Origin of the sequence: Paraburkholderia flagellata (assembly GCF_021390645.1) — a bacterium.
In the GTDB taxonomy this organism is placed as follows: Bacteria; Pseudomonadota; Gammaproteobacteria; order Burkholderiales; family Burkholderiaceae; genus Paraburkholderia; species Paraburkholderia flagellata.
The window spans coordinates 852,641-870,251 of record NZ_JAJEJT010000003.1; the positions used below are offsets into that span (position 1 = coordinate 852,641).

General features: G+C 62.7%; 16 protein-coding genes. 12 read left to right on the plus strand and 4 right to left on the minus strand.

Annotated features, from left to right (window positions below; translation table 11 throughout):
- The first annotated feature begins 64 nt into the window (after positions 1-64).
- The 3 genes from L0U83_RS27490 to L0U83_RS27500 all read left to right on the plus strand — a co-directional run bounded on the left by L0U83_RS27490 (position 65) and on the right by L0U83_RS27500 (position 5,264).
- Positions 65-1,417: an MFS transporter gene (locus L0U83_RS27490; protein WP_233887302.1), complete on the plus strand. Its 1,353-nt coding sequence runs from the start codon at positions 65-67 to the stop codon at positions 1,415-1,417.
- Between the two features lie 308 nt (positions 1,418-1,725).
- Positions 1,726-2,508, plus strand: a complete 783-nt coding sequence (locus L0U83_RS27495) for a substrate-binding periplasmic protein (protein WP_233887303.1) — start codon at positions 1,726-1,728, stop codon at positions 2,506-2,508.
- A gap of 8 nt (positions 2,509-2,516) precedes the next feature.
- On the plus strand, positions 2,517-5,264 hold the full coding sequence (locus L0U83_RS27500) for a bifunctional diguanylate cyclase/phosphodiesterase (protein ID WP_233887304.1): 2,748 nt from the start codon (positions 2,517-2,519) through the stop codon (positions 5,262-5,264).
- On the opposite strand, the gene L0U83_RS27505 is transcribed toward L0U83_RS27500, so the two are convergent.
- Positions 5,254-6,165, minus strand: coding sequence for an SDR family NAD(P)-dependent oxidoreductase (locus L0U83_RS27505; protein ID WP_233887305.1), 912 nt, complete (start codon positions 6,163-6,165; stop codon positions 5,254-5,256). The two genes, L0U83_RS27500 and L0U83_RS27505, sit on opposite strands and share 11 nt — an antisense overlap.
- Before the next feature lie 40 nt (positions 6,166-6,205).
- The gene (locus L0U83_RS27510) at positions 6,206-6,958 is read right to left on the minus strand and encodes an SDR family oxidoreductase (protein ID WP_233887306.1); all 753 of its coding nucleotides are present in this window, start codon (positions 6,956-6,958) and stop codon (positions 6,206-6,208) included.
- 117 nt (positions 6,959-7,075) lie between these two features.
- On the opposite strand from L0U83_RS27510, the gene L0U83_RS27515 reads away from it, so the two are divergent.
- Positions 7,076-7,990 (plus strand): LysR family transcriptional regulator, encoded by a 915-nt coding sequence (locus L0U83_RS27515; protein ID WP_233887307.1) that lies wholly within the window; start codon positions 7,076-7,078, stop codon positions 7,988-7,990.
- 13 nt (positions 7,991-8,003) lie between these two features.
- On the opposite strand, the gene L0U83_RS27520 is transcribed toward L0U83_RS27515, so the two are convergent.
- A complete protein-coding gene (locus L0U83_RS27520) occupies positions 8,004-8,927 on the minus strand; it encodes a LysR substrate-binding domain-containing protein (protein WP_233887308.1) in 924 nt (307 codons plus the stop codon).
- A 110-nt stretch (positions 8,928-9,037) separates the two neighbouring features.
- Here L0U83_RS27520 and L0U83_RS27525 point away from each other — a divergent pair, with 110 nt between their 5' ends.
- From L0U83_RS27525 to L0U83_RS27540, 4 genes are read left to right on the plus strand one after another with little or no spacing between them, the layout of a single operon-like run.
- Positions 9,038-10,261, plus strand: coding sequence for an MFS transporter (locus L0U83_RS27525; RefSeq protein ID WP_233887309.1), 1,224 nt, complete (start codon positions 9,038-9,040; stop codon positions 10,259-10,261).
- Between the two features lie 46 nt (positions 10,262-10,307).
- A complete protein-coding gene (gene dkgB / locus L0U83_RS27530) occupies positions 10,308-11,114 on the plus strand; it encodes a 2,5-didehydrogluconate reductase DkgB (RefSeq protein WP_233887310.1) in 807 nt (268 codons plus the stop codon).
- A gap of 39 nt (positions 11,115-11,153) precedes the next feature.
- On the plus strand, positions 11,154-12,152 hold the full coding sequence (locus tag L0U83_RS27535) for an aldo/keto reductase (RefSeq protein WP_233887311.1): 999 nt from the start codon (positions 11,154-11,156) through the stop codon (positions 12,150-12,152).
- Positions 12,153-12,155: 3 nt separating this feature from the next.
- A complete protein-coding gene (locus L0U83_RS27540; protein ID WP_233887312.1) occupies positions 12,156-12,599 on the plus strand; it encodes an SRPBCC family protein in 444 nt (147 codons plus the stop codon).
- Between the two features lie 16 nt (positions 12,600-12,615).
- Here the strand turns inward: L0U83_RS27540 and gbd are convergent, their stop codons facing one another.
- Entirely contained in the window at positions 12,616-13,755 is a 1,140-nt protein-coding gene (gene gbd / locus L0U83_RS27545) for a 4-hydroxybutyrate dehydrogenase (protein ID WP_233887313.1), read from the minus strand.
- A gap of 174 nt (positions 13,756-13,929) precedes the next feature.
- On the opposite strand from gbd, the gene L0U83_RS27550 reads away from it, so the two are divergent.
- The 4 genes from L0U83_RS27550 (at position 13,930) to L0U83_RS27565 (ending at position 17,597) form a co-directional block, all read left to right on the plus strand.
- Positions 13,930-14,865 carry a LysR family transcriptional regulator gene (locus tag L0U83_RS27550; RefSeq protein ID WP_233887314.1) on the plus strand — a complete coding sequence of 312 codons (936 nt, stop codon included), beginning with the start codon at positions 13,930-13,932 and terminating at the stop codon, positions 14,863-14,865.
- Between the two features lie 115 nt (positions 14,866-14,980).
- The gene (locus L0U83_RS27555; protein WP_133181145.1) at positions 14,981-15,502 is read left to right on the plus strand and encodes a 2,4'-dihydroxyacetophenone dioxygenase family protein; all 522 of its coding nucleotides are present in this window, start codon (positions 14,981-14,983) and stop codon (positions 15,500-15,502) included.
- Positions 15,499-16,236: an SDR family NAD(P)-dependent oxidoreductase gene (locus L0U83_RS27560; protein WP_233887315.1), complete on the plus strand. Its 738-nt coding sequence runs from the start codon at positions 15,499-15,501 to the stop codon at positions 16,234-16,236. Before L0U83_RS27555 ends, L0U83_RS27560 begins: the two co-directional genes overlap by 4 nt.
- Positions 16,237-16,295: 59 nt before the next feature.
- The gene (locus L0U83_RS27565; protein ID WP_233887316.1) at positions 16,296-17,597 is read left to right on the plus strand and encodes an MFS transporter; all 1,302 of its coding nucleotides are present in this window, start codon (positions 16,296-16,298) and stop codon (positions 17,595-17,597) included.
- Positions 17,598-17,611 lie beyond the last annotated feature (14 nt).

Below are 17,611 nucleotides of genomic sequence, written 5' to 3' on the forward strand. Positions count from 1 at the left end.
TCGTGGAAATAGCCTCCCCTTGCGCGGGACCGATCAAAGGCATATGTGAAAGGAGACGCATCCCATGCCAACCCTGACCCAGATTGCGGACTCACCGGCCGCCGCCAGTGAAGCCGAAGATCTCTTGTACCGCAAGGTATTGAAGCGTATTTTGCCGCTTTTGCTTCTGTGCTACGTCGTCGCCTATCTCGACCGCGTGAACGTCGGCTTCGCCAAACTGCAGATGCTGGATTCGCTGGGCCTGAGCGACAGCGTCTACGCCGTGGGCGCGAGCATATTCTTCTGGGGATACTTCCTCTTTGAAATGCCGAGCAACCTGCTCCTTCACCGCTATGGCGCGCGTTTCTGGATCGCGCGCATCATGGTGACATGGGGCATCGTTTCTTCGTCGCTTGCGTTTATCGCGCCGCTCGCGAGTTTCTTCCACGTGCAGACCTCGACGATGTTCTACATCCTCCGGTTTCTGCTCGGCGTGTGCGAAGCGGGCTTTTTCCCCGGCATCATTCTTTACCTGAACTACTGGTTTCCGGCGCGCCGCCAGAGCGTCGCGATGTCGGGGTTCCTGATCGCCATTCCGGTGAGCCTCACGCTCGGCGGGATCATCTCGGGGTGGCTCATGGAAAACACGCACGGCCTGTTTGGCCTCGGCGGCTGGCAGTGGATGCTGCTGCTCGAAGGCATTCCTTCGATTCTCGTCGCCTTCGTCGTGCTGTTGCGCATGGGCGACGGCATTCAGTCGGCGAAATGGCTGAGCGCCGCCGAAAAGGCGGTGCTGCAGAAGAATCTCGAACAGGAAAGCGGGACGAAAACGCATAGCGCCGTGGCGGCGCTGAAAAGCCCGCGCGTCTGGCTGCTGACGTTCATTCTTCTCACCTTCAATACCGGCTTCTATGGATTGGCGTTCTGGCTGCCTTCCATCATCAAGGCTTCCGGTGTGAAGAGCACGTTCAATATCGGCTTGCTGACCGCCATTCCCTATCTCAGCGCGGTGGTGGCCATGATCTGGAATGCATCGCACTCCCGCAAGACGGGCGAGCGCCGGCTGCATGCGGCCATTCCGGCCTGTATTGGCGGCGTCGGCCTGATTCTGAGCGCATTGTTCGCGCACAACGTGCCGCTTTCCATCGTATTCCTGACTATTTCCACCTGCGCGATCCTTGGGCTCATGCCGATCTACTGGACCTTCCCGGGGCAGATTCTCTCGGGCACCGCCGCGGCGGCCGGTATTGCGCTCATCAACTCGGTGGGCAATCTGTCCGGCTTCACGGGCTCCATGATCACCAGTGTGGCGAAGGACCTGACCGGCGACATCAATAACGGCACCTATGCGCTGGGCGCCTGTTTGCTCGTGAGTTGCGTTTTGATTCTGTCGATTCCGAAAAGCATGCTGAACCGGGACCCGGTGGAAGAAAACTGAGGGAATCACGGCGCGCTATGCGAATCAGCTAAAACATCCGTTGCGAAGGCCACCTTCTGGCTGGACCTTCCTTACACGATCCCGTTCTAAAAATTGCGTCGGCCTTGCGCCGGCGCTTTTTTTTGCCCTGCACAGTCCGGCCAGCCGGACCAGTCAGCCTTGCTGGACACCCCAGTTCTTGCACAAAAAGCGTACAAAATAAACAATGGGAAGTGCCTAAAGAATTTCAGCACGCTGCCGATAAGCCGTGAACACTGTTTTCCGCCCGATACACTGCCATCGGGCCACTATCAAGCCATGGAGACCCTGTGATTCGACACTGCCTTGGAGGCCTGCTGCTGGCGCTCGGCTGTCTTGGCACCGCCGTTGCCGCGGGCCCCGACTGCTCGCGCTCATTTACGCTCGCCTTACACGATCATGGGCTGCTTTACTCGGTCGACACGGACACGGGCATCGACAAGGACTTCGCCGACGCATTGGCGCGGCGCAGCGGCTGCCAGATCCGTGTGAGCCTGATGTCGCGCGCACGCATCTGGAAACTCATCGAATCGGGCGCGCTCGATTTCAGTCTTTCGGGTATTGCCAACGAAGAGCGCAATCAATACGCGGATTTTGCCTGGTACTTCAGCAACAAGTACTATCTGCTGGTTCGCAAGGATTCGGGCATCCATCAACTGGCCGATTTCGAGCACAACGACAAGTTTCAGCTCGGCGTGATTCGCAGCTTCCGCTACAGCGAGTCGGCCAACCGGCTGGTCGACTCCCTCTCCGCCGAAAACCGCGTGAGTCAGGCCGGCGGCCTGGAACCGCTTTACCAGGCGCTGATTCTCGGGCGCATTCAGGGAATGATCATCGAGCCGTTTGATTATCCCGCTATCGATGAAGCGAAGATTCGGAGCGTGACCAATATCGTGGAGTTCGACGATCCAGCCATTCCGCATGGACTCATCATGTCGAAGAAGGCGCTCTCGCCCGAGGAGCGTGACAAGTGGCGCGCCCTCGTCAACGAAATGATCGCCGACGGCACGGTGCGCCGTATCTTCACGAAGTACTTCAAGCCTGACCTCGCTGACTCGATGGTCCCCTTCTAGACGCCACCATGACCCGGACGCGCCTCGTTCTGCTCCCGCTACTGGTTCTCGCCGCCGCGCTCGGCGTGACGTGGGCGCTCTGGAACCACGAGCGGGAAGCGGCCCGCCACGAACTGCTCACGCAGTTCGACTTTTCGCTCGGCGACGTCGTGAGCCGCATCGAACAGCGCATGGGCACGTACGAGCTTTTGCTGCGCGGCGTGCAGAGCCTGTTCGCCGCGAGTGGCGAGGTCGACCGCGACGCATTCCGGGCTTACGTCAACACGCTCAATCTCGACGCCAACTTTTCGGGCATCCAGGCCATCGGCATCATCGCGTGGGTGCCGCAAACGCAAAAGACAGCGCATATCGCGGCCATGCAACAGCGCGGGCTGCCGGGCTACTCGATCGACCCCGATGGCGCGCGCCCGAACTACGCGCCCATCATCCAGCGCGAGCCGTATATCGGCGCCAATCGCGCGGCTCCCGGGTTCGACGCCTGGGTTGACCCGGTGCGCCGGCGCGCCATGGAACAGGCGCGCGACACCGGCATGGCGACCATTTCTGGCAAGGTGCGCCTTTCGGTGGACACCGATCCCGGCGCCGATCCCGGCTTCGTGATGTACATGCCGGTCTATGCGCGCGGCCAAACGCCGGAGAACGCCACTGAGCGCCAGGCGCAGCTAGCTGGCTGGGTGTATGCGTCCTTCCGCATGCACGACGTCATCGCCAGTCTTTACGGCGAGGAGCCGCCCGGCCTCTCGGTTTCCATTTACGACGGCGTGGAATCATCGCCGGATGCGCTGCTCTACAGAACGTCGGGCGCCACCGCCCTTCACGTACCTGGCGACCTCTCGGCGACAGAATATCTCGTAGTTTGCGGACACGACTGGATGCTCAAGCTGATGGCGCGCGACGGCTTCAAGGCCCGCTTCGGCCGCGACGCTGCCACGCTCATCGCCATCACCGGCACGGGTCTGAGCCTGCTGCTCGCGCTGCTCACACGCCTCATGATGACGGGCCGCAGCCGCGCGATACGGCTGGCCTCGTCGATGACGAAGGAACTGCGAGAAAGCGAGGAGAAATTCCGCGCCATTGCGGACTGCACCGTGAACTGGGAAATCTGGTGGTCGCCGGAAGGCAAGCCGCGCTGGATCAACTCGGCGGTGGAGCAGTACATCGGTTATACGGTCGAAGAATGTATGGCCATGAGCGATTTCGCCTGCACCGTGATCTATCCGGGCGACGCCTCCTACGTCGCGCCCGAGTTTCGCGGCGCGCAACTGGGCTCACGTGGCGAGAACCTGGAGTTTCGTTGCGTGCGCAAGGATGGCTCGCTCATGTGGCTCTCCGCATCGTGGGTGCCGATCACCGACACCAAGGGCGCTTTCATTGGTTTTCGCACGAGCGGGCGCGACATCACCGAGCGCAAGATCGCCGACCAGCGCATCAAGGAACTGGCCTTCTACGACGCGCTCACCGGCCTGCCCAATCGCACGCTGCTGCTCGACAACCTGAAGGACGCCATTACCGACAGCGCGACGAACGGCACGAGCGGCGCCCTGCTGTTCATCGATCTGGACCACTTCAAGACGCTCAACGACACGCTCGGCCACGACAAGGGCGACCTGCTGTTGCAGGAGGTGGCGAAGCGCCTCGCGGCGAGCATACCCGCAGGCGACACTGTGGCGCGCGTGGGCGGCGACGAGTTCGTCGTCGTGGTGGGCAATCTGAATCCCGTTCCCTGTGAAGCAGCCCGCCAAACCGAGGCCCTCGGAGAGCGGATTCTCGCGGTGCTCGGGAATCCTTATCGACTCGACGATATCGACTACCGCAGCACGGCCAGCATCGGTGCAACGGTATTCAAGGGCTTCCAGGCATCGACGGACGACCTCATGAAGCAGGCCGATCTCGCCATGTACAAGTCCAAGGAACGCGGACGCAACGCGGTGCGCCTCTTCGACCCCGACATGCAAACCGTCGTCGTGGAACGCGCAGCGCTGGAGGCGGCGCTGCGCGAAGCGATCGAACACGAACAGTTCGTGCTGCACTACCAGATGCAGATCGACCGCGACCGCGTAACCGGCGTCGAGGCGCTGGTGCGCTGGCGTCATCCCGCACGCGGGCTCGTGTACCCGGCCGACTTCATTCCCGTGGCCGAAGAAACCGGCCTCATTGCCGAGCTGGGCAGTTGGGTTCTGCGCGCAGCCTGCACCCAGTTGGCGCGCTGGGCCATGCAACCCGACACCGCGCATCTCACTATAGCGGTCAACGTGAGCGTGCAGCAGCTTCACCAACCGGACTTCGTGGAAAGGGTGCTGGCCACGCTCGAACGAACCGGTGCGAGAGCGGACCGGCTGAAGCTGGAGTTGACGGAAAGCGTGCTGGTCGACAACGTGCAGGAGATCATCGAGAAAATGGAAGCGCTGAAGGCAAAGGGCATCGTCTTCGCGCTCGACGATTTCGGCACCGGCTATTCGTCGCTTTCGTATTTGAAGCGCCTGCCGCTCGATCAACTGAAAATCGACCGCTCATTCGTGCGCGATGTCCTCGTCGATCCGAACGATGCCGTGATCGCGCGGACCATCGTGGCGCTCGCGCACAGCCTGGGCCTCGGCGTGATCGCCGAAGGCGTGGAGACTGAAGAGCAACGCGCCTTCCTCGCCTCGGCGGGATGCTACGCGTATCAGGGCTATCTGTTCTGCCGCCCTGTTCCTGTCGAGGAGTTCGAAGCGGCGTTGCGCGGACTCGAGGCGCTGGAGCGCGTCACGGAATAAGCGCGCCACGCTCTCGCGGCACGAGCAGGTCGGACATGCCCACGCGGTGCAACATCTCTGCTCTCACGCGGTCCAGTACGGCAAAGCCAACGTCCGCTCCGTCCTGGGTCGGGTCGACATGCACCCGGAACGGCCGCTTCCCGAAGGGGGCATCGACCACTTCAACGATCGCCCCGGCCACGAGGCCTACGTCGGCTTCTGGCGGCACGATGGCGGCGAACGCCTTCTGGATCTGCTCGCCAAACCCTGCATAGGGGCCGGCTTCATAAGCTGCGACCACGTCCTTGTCTTCCGGACTGCCCGCATGCGAAAAGTGATTCGTGCCCGCGGTAAAAGCGCCCGGCACGATGATCGACGTTTCGATGCCCCAGCGCGAAAGCTCTCGCGCATACTGAACTGCAATTGCATCCATCGCGGCCTTCGCCGCAAAATACGGCGCGAGAAAAGGCGGCGTGCCGCCTGCGGAACTGCTGCTCGACAGCCACACCACCAGGCCCTCGCGCCGCTCGCGCATGTGCGGCAGCACCGCGCGGTTCACCCGCTGCGTGCCCAGCACGTTGATATCGTATAGGTGCGCATACTGTTCCGGGCTGAACGCTTCGGCCGGCCCGAAGGCCATGTGGCCCGCGTTGTGGACGATGACGTCGATACGCCCACTCTCGGCGATCACGCGGGCGATGCCCTCATCCACGGACGCCTGCGACTGCACGTCGAGTTCGACGGTGCGCAGATCCGTGCCCCTGTCCCGCGAGAATTGCGCCATCTGCTCGACAACCGGGGCGTTGCGCCCTGCGGTCGCGCGCATGGACGCGTAGACGGTATGGCCGGCGTTGGCGAGTGCTTCGGCGGCAAGGCGACCAAAACCGCTCGATGCGCCGGTAACGACAATGACTTTCTTCATGATGGGCTCCTTGTTCGTCATGAAATACTTGATCAGGACATCAAACAATGCCGCCGTTCACGCGTATCGTTTGACCGTCGATCCAGCTTGCGCCGCTGCCAACGAGGAACGAGACCACCTCCGCGATGTCGTCCGCCTGGCCGAGCCGCTCGAGCGGAGGCATCTTCGCAAGGCGCTCGATCTGCTCGGGCGTCTTGTCCTTGAGAAACAGCTCGGTCGCGGTAGGTCCCGGGGCGACCGCATTAACCGTGATATTGCGGCCGCGCAGTTCCTTGGCGAAGATGTTTGTCATCGTTTCCACGGCGGCCTTGGTGGCGGCGTACACCGAGTAGCCCGGCAGCGCGAGCGCCTGGATGCTGCTCGAAAAGTTGACGATGCGGCCGCCCTGGCGCAGCTTCTTCGCGGCAATGCGCAGCGTATTGAAGGTGCCCTTGAGGTTGATCGCGACGAGCCGGTCGAACAGTGCGTCGTCGGTATCGGCCAGATTGACGAGGCCCGGCTGCATGACGCCCGCGTTGTTCACCACGATATCCACGCCGCCAAAGAGCGTAATGGCCTGGTCGAACATCGCGGCCACCTGGGCGGGGGCGGCCACGTCTGCCTGAATCGCCGCGGCGCGGCCGCCGGCTGCCTTGATTTCCTCCACGACCGCGTCGGCGTCCGCCGCGCGGCCGGCGTAGTTGACGACGACTGCGATGCCTTCACCTGCGAGGCGTCTGGCGATCGATGCGCCGATGCCGCGGGATGCGCCGGTAACGATCGCGACTTTGCTGCTGTTGGCTTGCGTGCTCATGGTGATGCTCCGTTTCGGTTGGGCGGGTGGTGCAACGTGATGCGATGGGTGCATCTTCCCGCCAGGCAACGCTCAACGGTAGCCGCATAGCCTGAATATCGGTTATGCTCCCCGCGTATGACCATCTTCAACGACCTCAGTCTGCTGCGTGCCTTCGTTGCCATCGTGGAGAGCGGCAGCATCTCCGCGGCGGCGCGCAAGCTGAATCTGAGCCAGCCCACGCTGAGCCGCCAGTTGCGTTCGCTCGAAGATCAATGCGGCGCAGCGCTGCTGCGGCGCGACACGCACCGCATGAGCCTCACGGAAATGGGCCACCAGTTCCTTGCCGACGCGCAGGCGCTGCTCGCGCTAGCCGAGGAGTCCGAACAGCGCATGCGGCAGGACCAGAGCGCACTGAGCGGCAATATCCGCGTGTTCTCCACGATCGACTTTGGCCAGTCCGTGGTCAGCCGGATGATCAGCAGTTTTATCCAGGCGCACCCGGCGGTGAGAGTGGAGTTGGCATATTCGAACCGCCCACTGCATATGATCGAAGAGGGCTGCGACGCCGGTATCGTTGCAGGTGCGCTCGCTGACGATCGCGTCGTTGCGCGCACGCTGGGCGAGATCCGGCGCTATCCGGTTGCGTCGCCCGCCTTCCTCAAGGATCACAAGTTCGCCAGCAAGCCGGAAAGTCTGCAAGCCTTACCGTGGATCGCACTTTCGAGCCGGCAATTCGGCGGTTCGAGAGATGTCACGCTGTATTCGGGGGCAGCAACGCATACGCTGCAGATCGAGCCCGTGATGATTTCGGAAGGGGTCACAAGTATGCGCGAGGCCGCACGCATGGGGCTGGGACTCGCCGTGTTGCCGGAATGGCTGATCGAGGAGGATCTGATGTCGGGCCGCCTCGTGCGGGTATTGCCGAAATGGCAGGCGAAACCGCTCGCCGCGCAAATCGTCTATCCCGTGCAAAGGCGGCTGCCGTTGCGCGTGCAAGCGTTGATCGAATTCGCCACGGAATATATGACCACGGTTTTGAAGCCGCGGTAACGCCTGATTCGATTCACGCGCCCCGGCGCGGCGCCGGGCCGCCAAATTCCGTGGCGCGCACGGCCTCGACCAGATAGTCGACGAACGACACAATGCGCGCCGAAATCGCCGTGTTGCGGTAATACACGGCGTGAATAGGCTGCCGCACGTCCTGCGTCTGGCGCGGGAGCACCTGCACGAGGCTGCCGTTCGCGCGGTCCCGCGCCGTCATGAAGTCCGAGAGACACACGATACCCACGCCCACGAGCGCGAGTTGCCGCAAGGTCTCGCCGCTCGACGACCACACGTCCGGCTCAATGCGCTGCGGCTCGCCATCGGCGCCCGTGAGCGGCCATACGTTAAGCGCTTCGGGCTGAGTGAAACCTAGCAGCGTGTGCTTGCCCAGATCCCCCACCCGCGCGGGCCGCCCATGTGCCGCCAGATACTGCGGGCTCGCGAGCACCCGCACGCGGCTATTGCCGATCAACCGGCTATGCAGCGTGGAGTCCTTGAGCCGGCCAATGCGGATCGCTACATCGGTGCGCCGCTCCAGCAGATCGATGATGCCCTCATTGCTGTTCAGCTCCAGCTCTACCTGCGGATAACGCTCGCGATAGCCCTGCACGAGCGGCACGATCACATGGAGCATGAAGGGCGATGCCGCATCCACGCGCAATCGCCCCGCCGGCATCTCGCGCCGCGCGAGCATCTGCTCCTCGGCACCCTCCACCGACTCGATGATGGCCCGCGCGTTGTGCAGGAAGGCCTTGCCCTCTTCCGTGAGCTCCAGCCGCCGAGTGGTTCTGCGCAACAGCGTTGTCTTCAGCTTTTCTTCCAGCCGCGCGAGCGTCCTGCTCGTGGCGGACACCGTGAGATCCAGTTGTTGCGCCGCCGCCGTGATGGAGCCGCTATCCACCACCGTCGCAAAGGCCTGCAGTTCGTCCAGAGTGATCTTCATTCTTGATTTGAAATCAAAACACTTTGGTTTATAGACCAGTTTTTAGTCAAAAGTAAAACCCGCACAATGCAGCGGTCCCAACTTGCCAATGCCCACCAGGCCACGACGCCATGCTCGAACGCGACCTCAGTCTACCCGCCACGGCTCGCCCTCTGCGCTGCGCCGTCCCGCCCGCGCGCCGCAGCGCCGCGCTACCGCTCTTTGCCCTCGCCGTTGGCGCGTTCGGCATCGGCACGACCGAATTCTCGCCGATGGGCCTCCTGCCCGTGATCGCCGAAGGCGTGCATGTGTCGATTCCCAGCGCCGGCATGCTGATCAGCGCCTATGCGATTGGCGTGATGGTGGGCGCGCCGCTCATGACGCTCGCGCTCGCCCGCTGGCCGCGACGGACCGCACTCATGGCGCTGATGGGCATCTTCACGCTCGGCAACCTGCTTTCCGCCATCGCCCCCGACTACACCACGCTGCTGCTCGCGCGCCTCGTCACGAGCCTGAATCACGGCGCGTTCTTCGGCATTGGCTCGGTGGTGGCCGCGAGCTTTGTGCCGCGCGAGCGCCAGGCAAGTGCCGTCGCGACGATGTTCATGGGCCTCACCATCGCGAACATCGGCGGCGTACCCGCGGCCACGTGGCTCGGCGAGACCATAGGCTGGCGCATGTCGTTCGCGGCGACCGCCGGGCTCGGCGGGCTCGCCATTGCAGGCCTGTGGGCCGCGTTACCCAAAGGCGAGGCGGGCGACATGCCCAACCTTCGCGCCGAACTCGGCGTGCTCACGCGCCCGGTGGTGCTCGGCGCGCTCGCGACCACGGTGCTCGGCGCAGGCGCAATGTTCACGCTCTACACCTATGTCACCCCCACGCTCACGCATCTCACGGGCGCGACGCCCGGCTTCGTGACTGCCATGCTCGTGCTGATCGGCGTGGGTTTTTCCATCGGCAATGTGGCGGGCGGGCGTCTCGCCGACCGCTCGCTCGACGGCACGCTGCTTGGCTTCCTCGCGCTGTTGATCGTTGTGATGCTGGCGTTCCCGGCGCTCGCCGCCACGCATGTGGGCGCGGCCGCTGCACTGCTCTTGTGGGGCGTCGCGACGTTCGCAGTCGTGCCGCCGCTGCAAATGCGCGTGATGCGCGCCGCTCACGATGCGCCAGGGCTCGCCTCTTCCGTCAATGTCGGTGCGTTCAATCTCGGCAACGCGCTGGGCGCCGCCGCGGGCGGTGCCGCACTCTCTGCTGGTTTCGGCTACAGCGCGGTGCCGGTTGTGGGTGCGCTCATCGCGCTTGGCGGCATTGCGCTCGTCGTCGTGCAGATCGTCATGAAACGGCGTTCGCGCTAAATCATTGTCAGTGCTTAGGTAACCCAATTTTTTTATGGAGAGCATCATGAGCAAGATTCCCGCATTCGGCCTCGGCACGTTCCGCCTGCAAGGGCAGGTTGTCATCGACTCCGTGCGTAACGGCCTCGAAGTCGGCTACCGCGCCATCGACACCGCACAGATCTACGGCAACGAAGCCGAAGTCGGCGAAGCCATCGCCGCTTCCGGCATTGCCCGCGACGATCTCTTTCTCACGACCAAGATCTGGGTCGACAACTACTCGCGTGAAAAGCTGGTTCCGAGCTTGAAGGAAAGCCTGAAGAAGCTGCGCACCGACGCAGTCGATCTCACGCTCATTCATTGGCCTGCGCCCAATAACGGCGTGCCGCTCGAAGAATTCATGAGCGCACTGGCCGAGGCGAAATCGCAAGGGTTGACGAGGCAAATCGGCATTTCCAATTTCAATATCGAACTCACGAAGCAGGCAATTGCTGTAGTCGGCAAGGAAAACATCGCGACCAACCAGATCGAGTTGAGCCCGTATCTGCAGAACCGCAAGCTCGTTGGCTTCCTCCAGCAAGAATGCATTCACGTAACCTCCTATATGACACTCGCCTACGGCAAGGTGCTCGGCGATCCGGTCATCCGCGCGATTGCCGAGCGGCGCCGCGCCACGCCCGCGCAAGTGGCGCTCGCCTGGGCGCTGCGCCTGCGCTACTCCGTCATCCCCTCTTCGACGAAGCGCGAAAACCTCGCCAGCAACCTGCTCGCGCAAACGCTGGAACTCACGGACGACGACATGGCGCAGATCGCCGCGCTCGAACGCAACGGCCGTGAAGTGAGCCCGGATGGCCTCGCTGCACAGTGGGATTGAAGCGTCAGCAGCACTTTTTGAAATTTCGAAGGAACACCCATGCGTATCACCATTCCCTCGCGGATCGGCTTTGGCACGGCTCCGCTCGGCAACATGTACCGCGAGATTCCCGAAGCGGAAGCGCTCGCCACCGTTGAAGCCGCCTGGCAAAGCGGTATTCGCTATTTCGACGCGGCCCCGCTTTATGGCGCGGGACTCGCAGAACTGCGCCTCGGTGAGGCGCTCGCGCGCCACCCGCGCAACGAGTACAGGCTCGGCACCAAGGTAGGCCGCCTCATTCTGGACGAGGTGGAGTCCACCACGGCGCGCGACCTGGGCGAAAAAGGCGGGCTGTTCGAGCACGGCCTGCCGAACCGCATCGTCTACGACTACACCGAAACTGGTACGTTGCGCTCGATCGAAGACAGCCTCAAGCGATTGCGCACCGACCATCTCGACTATGTCTGGATTCACGATCCGGCAGTCGATTTCCACGGTGAAGCGTGGCGCGACGTATTCGACATCGCGATGTCGGGCGCTGCGAAAGCGCTCACGCGCCTGCGCGACGAAGGTGTGATCAAGGCGTGGGGGCTCGGAGTGAACCGCGTCGAGCCGTGTGTGTTGGCGATCGAGCGCGCCGATCCCGACGGTTTCCTGCTCGCCGGCCGCTACACGCTGCTCGATCATGCCAGCGCGCTCGAAAAATTGATGCCCGCCGCTCAGGCGCGCGGACTCGGCGTTATCGTTGGCGGTCCTTATAATTCCGGCCTGCTCGCCGGCGGCACGCATTACGAATACCAGAAGGCACCGCAAGCGATGATCGATCGCGTCGCACAGATCAGGGCAATTTGCTCGCGTTACGGCGTGGATATTCGAGCGGCCGCGCTGGCGTTCTCGCTTGCACACCCCGCGGCGGCAGGCGTGATTCCCGGCGCGAGCCGCCCCGAACGCATTGCGGAGAATCTGGCTCTCGCGAACAGCGCGATTCCCACCGCGCTGTGGGACGAACTCAAATCGGCAGGCGTGATCAGCGCAAACGCACCGACTCCGCGGAACTGACGCATGGAAAAAGAGACTATGGCCAACGTTAGCGTGTCCATCGAAATCGCAGCGCCCGTCGAGTCGGTCTGGGCGACGCTCGGCGATTTCAACGGCCTCCCCGCATGGCTCGAATTTGTGCGCTCGTCGCGGCTTTCGGATGGTGGCCGCATTCGCCACCTCGAAGCGATGGACGGCGCGATCATTGTCGAAGCGTTGCTCGAGCACAGCGCATCGGACACGTTCTATCGCTACACGATCGTCGAAGGTCCCGATCCGGTATCGAACTACGTGGCGACGCTATCTGCACGGCAGATCGACGCGGGCAAAACGACCGTCACATGGGCGAGCCATTTCGAGCCGCGCGATGCGCATCAGGCCACTTCGCTCGTCGGGCATTACGAGGTGCTGTACCGCGCGGGACTCGATCGCCTCAAGATGCTCGCCGAGGCACGCGCTCGAGCGTGACCGAGGCCGCGCCGCGTTACATCGATGATTCGAGCATGACGCTGTAGTCGTCTTCGGAGGCCTCGCGCGGATTGGTCTTGTGGCTGTGATCCTTGAGCGCGCCCTTGATGATCGCGGGGAACATCTCAGCGTTCACGCCAAGCTGCGCGAGGCCCGTCGGCAAGCCGAGCCGTTCGGTTATCGCGCGCACAGCGGGCGCCACTTCGGCGCCGCTGCCTAAGCCCATCGCCGTCGCCAGGCGGTTGAGCTTGCCTTCGTCACGCACCGATGGCGCTTGCTCGTTGAAACGCAGCACAGCCGGCAGGAAAATAGCGTTCAGCGTGCCATGATGCAAACGCGGATTGATGCCGCCGAGCGAATGGCTAAGGCTGTGCACGCAACCCAAGCCCTTCTGGAACGCCAGCGCGCCCTGCATCGAGGCGCTCATCATGTTCAGGCGCGCCACGCGGTCGCCGCCGTCGCGCGTCGCGCGCTCGATATGACGCCACGCGCGCCACAATCCGTCCAGCGCAATGCCGTCAGCAGGCGGATTGAAGGCGGGCGCGAGAAAGGTCTCCATGCAATGGGCAATGGCGTCCATTCCCGTCGCCGCCGTCATAACCGGCGGCAAGCCTAGCGTGAGTTCGGGATCGCAAATCGCCACACGGGGCACGACATAAGGCGAAATCACGCCGACCTTGCGGCCATCGTCGAGAATCAGGATCGCGCCGCGTCCCACTTCGCTGCCGGTGCCCGCAGTCGTTGGCACTGCGATGACCGGGGCCGTCTTCGCCGTGATGTTTGCCGCTCCGCCTTCGATTACGGCAAAACGCTGCAATGGCCCTTCGTGCGTGGCGCAAACAGCCACGCCTTTTGCAAGGTCGATTGCCGAACCGCCGCCCACTGCGACAATGCCGTCGCACTCGCCTGCGCGGTAGGCCGCCACGGCCTCGCGCACTGCCGCCTCGTTCGGATTGGGCGGCGTGCCGTCGTATATCGTTGCTGGCGCAACGTCTGCCAGCGCGCCAAGCACGCTATCGATGATCCCCGCCGCACGCACTCCCTTGTCCGTGACGATCAAAGGGCGGCTGATGCCCACACGTTCGCATTCATCCTTGAGCAGGCGAATGGCGCCGAAATCGAACTGAATCTGCGTGACGTAGTTGATGAGGGACATAGGATTGAGCTTCAGTTATAGTGAATTCGACTGTTGCGGCAGCAATCGCTCGAGACTGCAATTTGATTACCGCATTAGAGCCACATGGTGCTATTGTTTCGGGCCAGTATAGGGAGACGCCCATTACGCGGTAATTGAGAAGATTTGATACAGCTATAACTTTTCCTCAACCCCATGACCCCGTCGCTCAATTCCATCATCTCCCGCCTCCATGCGAAGCAGCTCCGGCTCCTGATCGCACTGGGCGACCACGGCTCGCTGCTGAAGGCCGCGCAACAGGTCGCACTCACTCAGCCAGGTGCGAGCAAGGCGCTGCAGGAGATGGAAACGACGTTCGGCACACCGCTCTTCAATCGCACCAATCGTGGACTCGAGCCCACCGAAGCGGGACACTGCACGATCCGCTACGCGCGCTTGATCCATACCGATCTCACGCATTTGCGCGAGGAGTTGGTTGGACTCTCGCGCGGGCGTGGTGGACGCGTGGCGGTTGGCGTCATCATGGGCGCGGTGCCGCTGCTGACCGATGCGATTTCCACGCTGATCGCGGCGCATCCGGAAATGTCGGTTGAAATCGTCGAAGACACGAGCGCGGCGCTTCTCACCCAGATCGACGCGGGCAGGCTCGATCTCGCGATCTGCCGCACCACCGTCAGCCAGACGCCACAGCACTACGAGAGCGTCAAGCTTCAGGACGAAACGCTCGCCGTCATCGCCAACGTGCGGCATCCGTTGCGCCGCGCGAAGAAACTCGCGCTCAAGGACATGGAGAAGTATCGCTGGGTCGTCTACCGCGCAAACATGCCAATGCGGCTGTTGCTCGAACGCGAGTTTCGCGAGGCTGAAATCCGCTTTCCCATGCATCTGCTCGAAACGACCTCCGCGTTCGCCACGCTCGCGTTGCTGCAAGGCAATCCGTCGTTCGTCGCGCTGGTTTCGATCGACGTCGCGCAGTTCTTCGCCAGCCAGGAAATGGCGTGCATCCTCCCGCTGCGCCTCGCTTCGCGCAGCGAGCCTTATGAACTCGTCACGCGCAAAGGCGCGCCGCTCGCGCCTGCTGCGCGACTGCTCAGCGAAGCGCTCTGCGACAAGCAGGGCATCGAATTCTGAGTGCGCGGCGACCGAACCCGGGGAAACCCTGGCATTGACCTAAATCAAATCCCTCCCGCACAATGAACCATATCGTGGACCTGACGTCCATATTATGGACAAACGAGAGCAACTGATGACGGACAAAACCTATTCGCCCATGACGCCGTATCAGCTTCCGTTCCCCAAGGAAGCGCAGCAGGAAATCGTCATTCCCCACGCCATTCCCACCGACGAGCGCGTGTGGGTTCCCCAGGCTGAAAACGTGTGGTTCCGCCCGTTGTGCCTGAACACCGCACAGGGCTACTGGATGAATTTGCTGCGTGTCCGTAAGTCAGGTGTCCTGAGCAGGCACCGGCATCCACAGGCCGTTCACGGCATGGTGCTCAAGGGCCGCTGGCGTTATCTGGAACACGACTGGGAAGCGACCGAAGGCAGCTACGTGTTCGAGCCGCCCGGTGAAACGCACACGCTCTACGTGCCGGAAGACGTCGAGGAAATGATCACCTACTTCCAGGTGAACGGCGTAATGTTCTATTGCGATCCGTGGGGCAACTACACGGGCTATGAAGATGTGTTCACGAAGATCGACATGTGCCGCAAGCATTACGCGGCTGTGGGTCTTGGCGAGGATTACGTGGACCAGTTCATCCGATGAGCCGCGCGCAATACGATTTCGCGGGGCGCGTGGCCGTCGTCACCGGCGCGGCGGGCGGGATAGGCCGCGCGATCTGCAACGCGTTCGCGCGCGGTGGAGCGCGCACGGTCAACTGGGACCGCGTGCCCGGCTCGCTCGATACGAAAGATGCACCCCGCCATATCGAAACCGACGTCACGCGAGCGGAAACGATCGAAGCGGCACTGGCCGCGACGCTCGCCGAATTCGGGCGCGTCGACTACCTCGTGAACAACGCGGGCTTCGCCGGGTCGACCGTTGCACTCGACGCTTACGATCCCGCCGAATGGCAACGCATTGTCGACGTCAATCTGGTAGGCACCTATCACGTTTGCCGGTACGTCGTTCCCGCCATGCGCCGCGCGGGTTCGGGGCGCATCGTCAATGTGGCATCGCTTGCGGGCAAGGAAGGCACGCCGAACGCATCCGCCTATAGCGCAGCGAAGGCCGGCGTGATCGCGCTCACCAAATCGCTTGGCAAGGAGCTCGCGCAAACGGGCATTCTCGTCAACGGCATTGCGCCCGCCGCCGTGCAAACGCCGTTGCTCGCGCAGATGTCGCCCGCCCACGTGCAGACGATGATCGACAAAAGCCCGCTCGGGCGTCTAGGCACCGTCGATGAGGTCGCCGATCTCGCGCTATGGCTTTGTTCGGATTCCTGCAGTTTCAGCACCGGCGCAATATTCGATCTTTCCGGCGGCCGCGCGACGTACTAGTACACGAGCCGCCCGATCCAAGACACACACACACGATAACAGCCAAAAGGAGACACGCCATGACCAAAAAACCGCAACGGCTCAAACGCATACAGACAATAGCCGTCGCCTTTCTGACAATAGCGGGCATCGTCAACTATCTGGACCGCAGCACGCTTTCCATCGCCAATCATTCGGTGGCGGAAGAACTGCATCTGAGCGCCTCGCAAATGGGTTTGCTGCTTTCGGCGTTCTCGCTCGCTTATGCGTTCGCGCAATTGCCGGTGGGCGCGATGCTCGACCGTTTCGGCTCGCGCGTGATGCTCGGGCTTGGCATGCTGGTGTGGTCGCTTGCACAGGTCACCGGCGGTTTCATCCAGACGCTCAACCATTTTCTGGCGGCGCGCGTGGTGCTGGGCATCGCCGAAGCGCCGCTCTTTCCAGCTGGCGCCAAAGTCATTCACGAGTGGTTCGCCGTGCGCGAACGCGGTGCGCCAACCGGCACGTTCGTTTCCTCCTCGACTATCGCGCCGATGATCGCGCCGCCGCTCCTCACCGTGCTGATGCTCGCATTCGGCTGGCGTCCGATGTTCATCATCATGGGCGTGCTGGGCGTGCTCGTCTCGGTTGGCTGGTATGTGGTCTATCGCAACCGCGATCAAATCACGCTCACGGCTGAAGAAACAGCGTGGCTCGAAGACGGCGCAACCGAAGCCCCGAAAAAGAGTTCGCTGAGCTTCGCCGAGTGGGGCATGCTGCTCAAGCAGCGCAACACGTGGGGCATGATCTTCGGCTTCATGGGCGTGATCTACATGGTGTGGCTCTATCTCACCTGGCTGCCGGGCTATCTGGAGAAGGAGCGTCATATTTCGATCGCGCATACGGGCTGGCTCGTCGCCATTCCCTATGTGTTCGGCACGATCGGCATGGCCAGCAGCGGCTTTATTTCCGATTACCTGCTCAAGCGCGGCATGGCGCCCATCCGCAGCCGCAAATGGCCGCTGTGTGTCGGCCTGATCGGCGCAGCGGCCTTCACCGTACCCGCTGCCTATACGCCAAGCACCGCGCTCGCCATTACCTATGTTTCCGTTGCGATGTTCTTCGTGAACATGTCGAGCGGAGCGGCCTGGGCGCTCGTGAGCGTGGCGGCCCCTCGTCATCTCGTGGCGTCGCTTGGCAGCATGCAGAACTTCGGCGGCTATTTGGGCGGCTCGTTTGCGCCGGTCATCACCGGCATCGTGGTCGACCAGACGCATTCGTTCGTGAACGCCCTGCTCATTAGCGCAGCCGTCGCGTTCGCCGCCGCGTTCGTCTATCTCTTCGTCGTCAGGGAAGTCGCGCCGGCAGGCGAGCGCCAGGCGGCCGCTGCCCAACCCATCTGAATCACCCATTCATT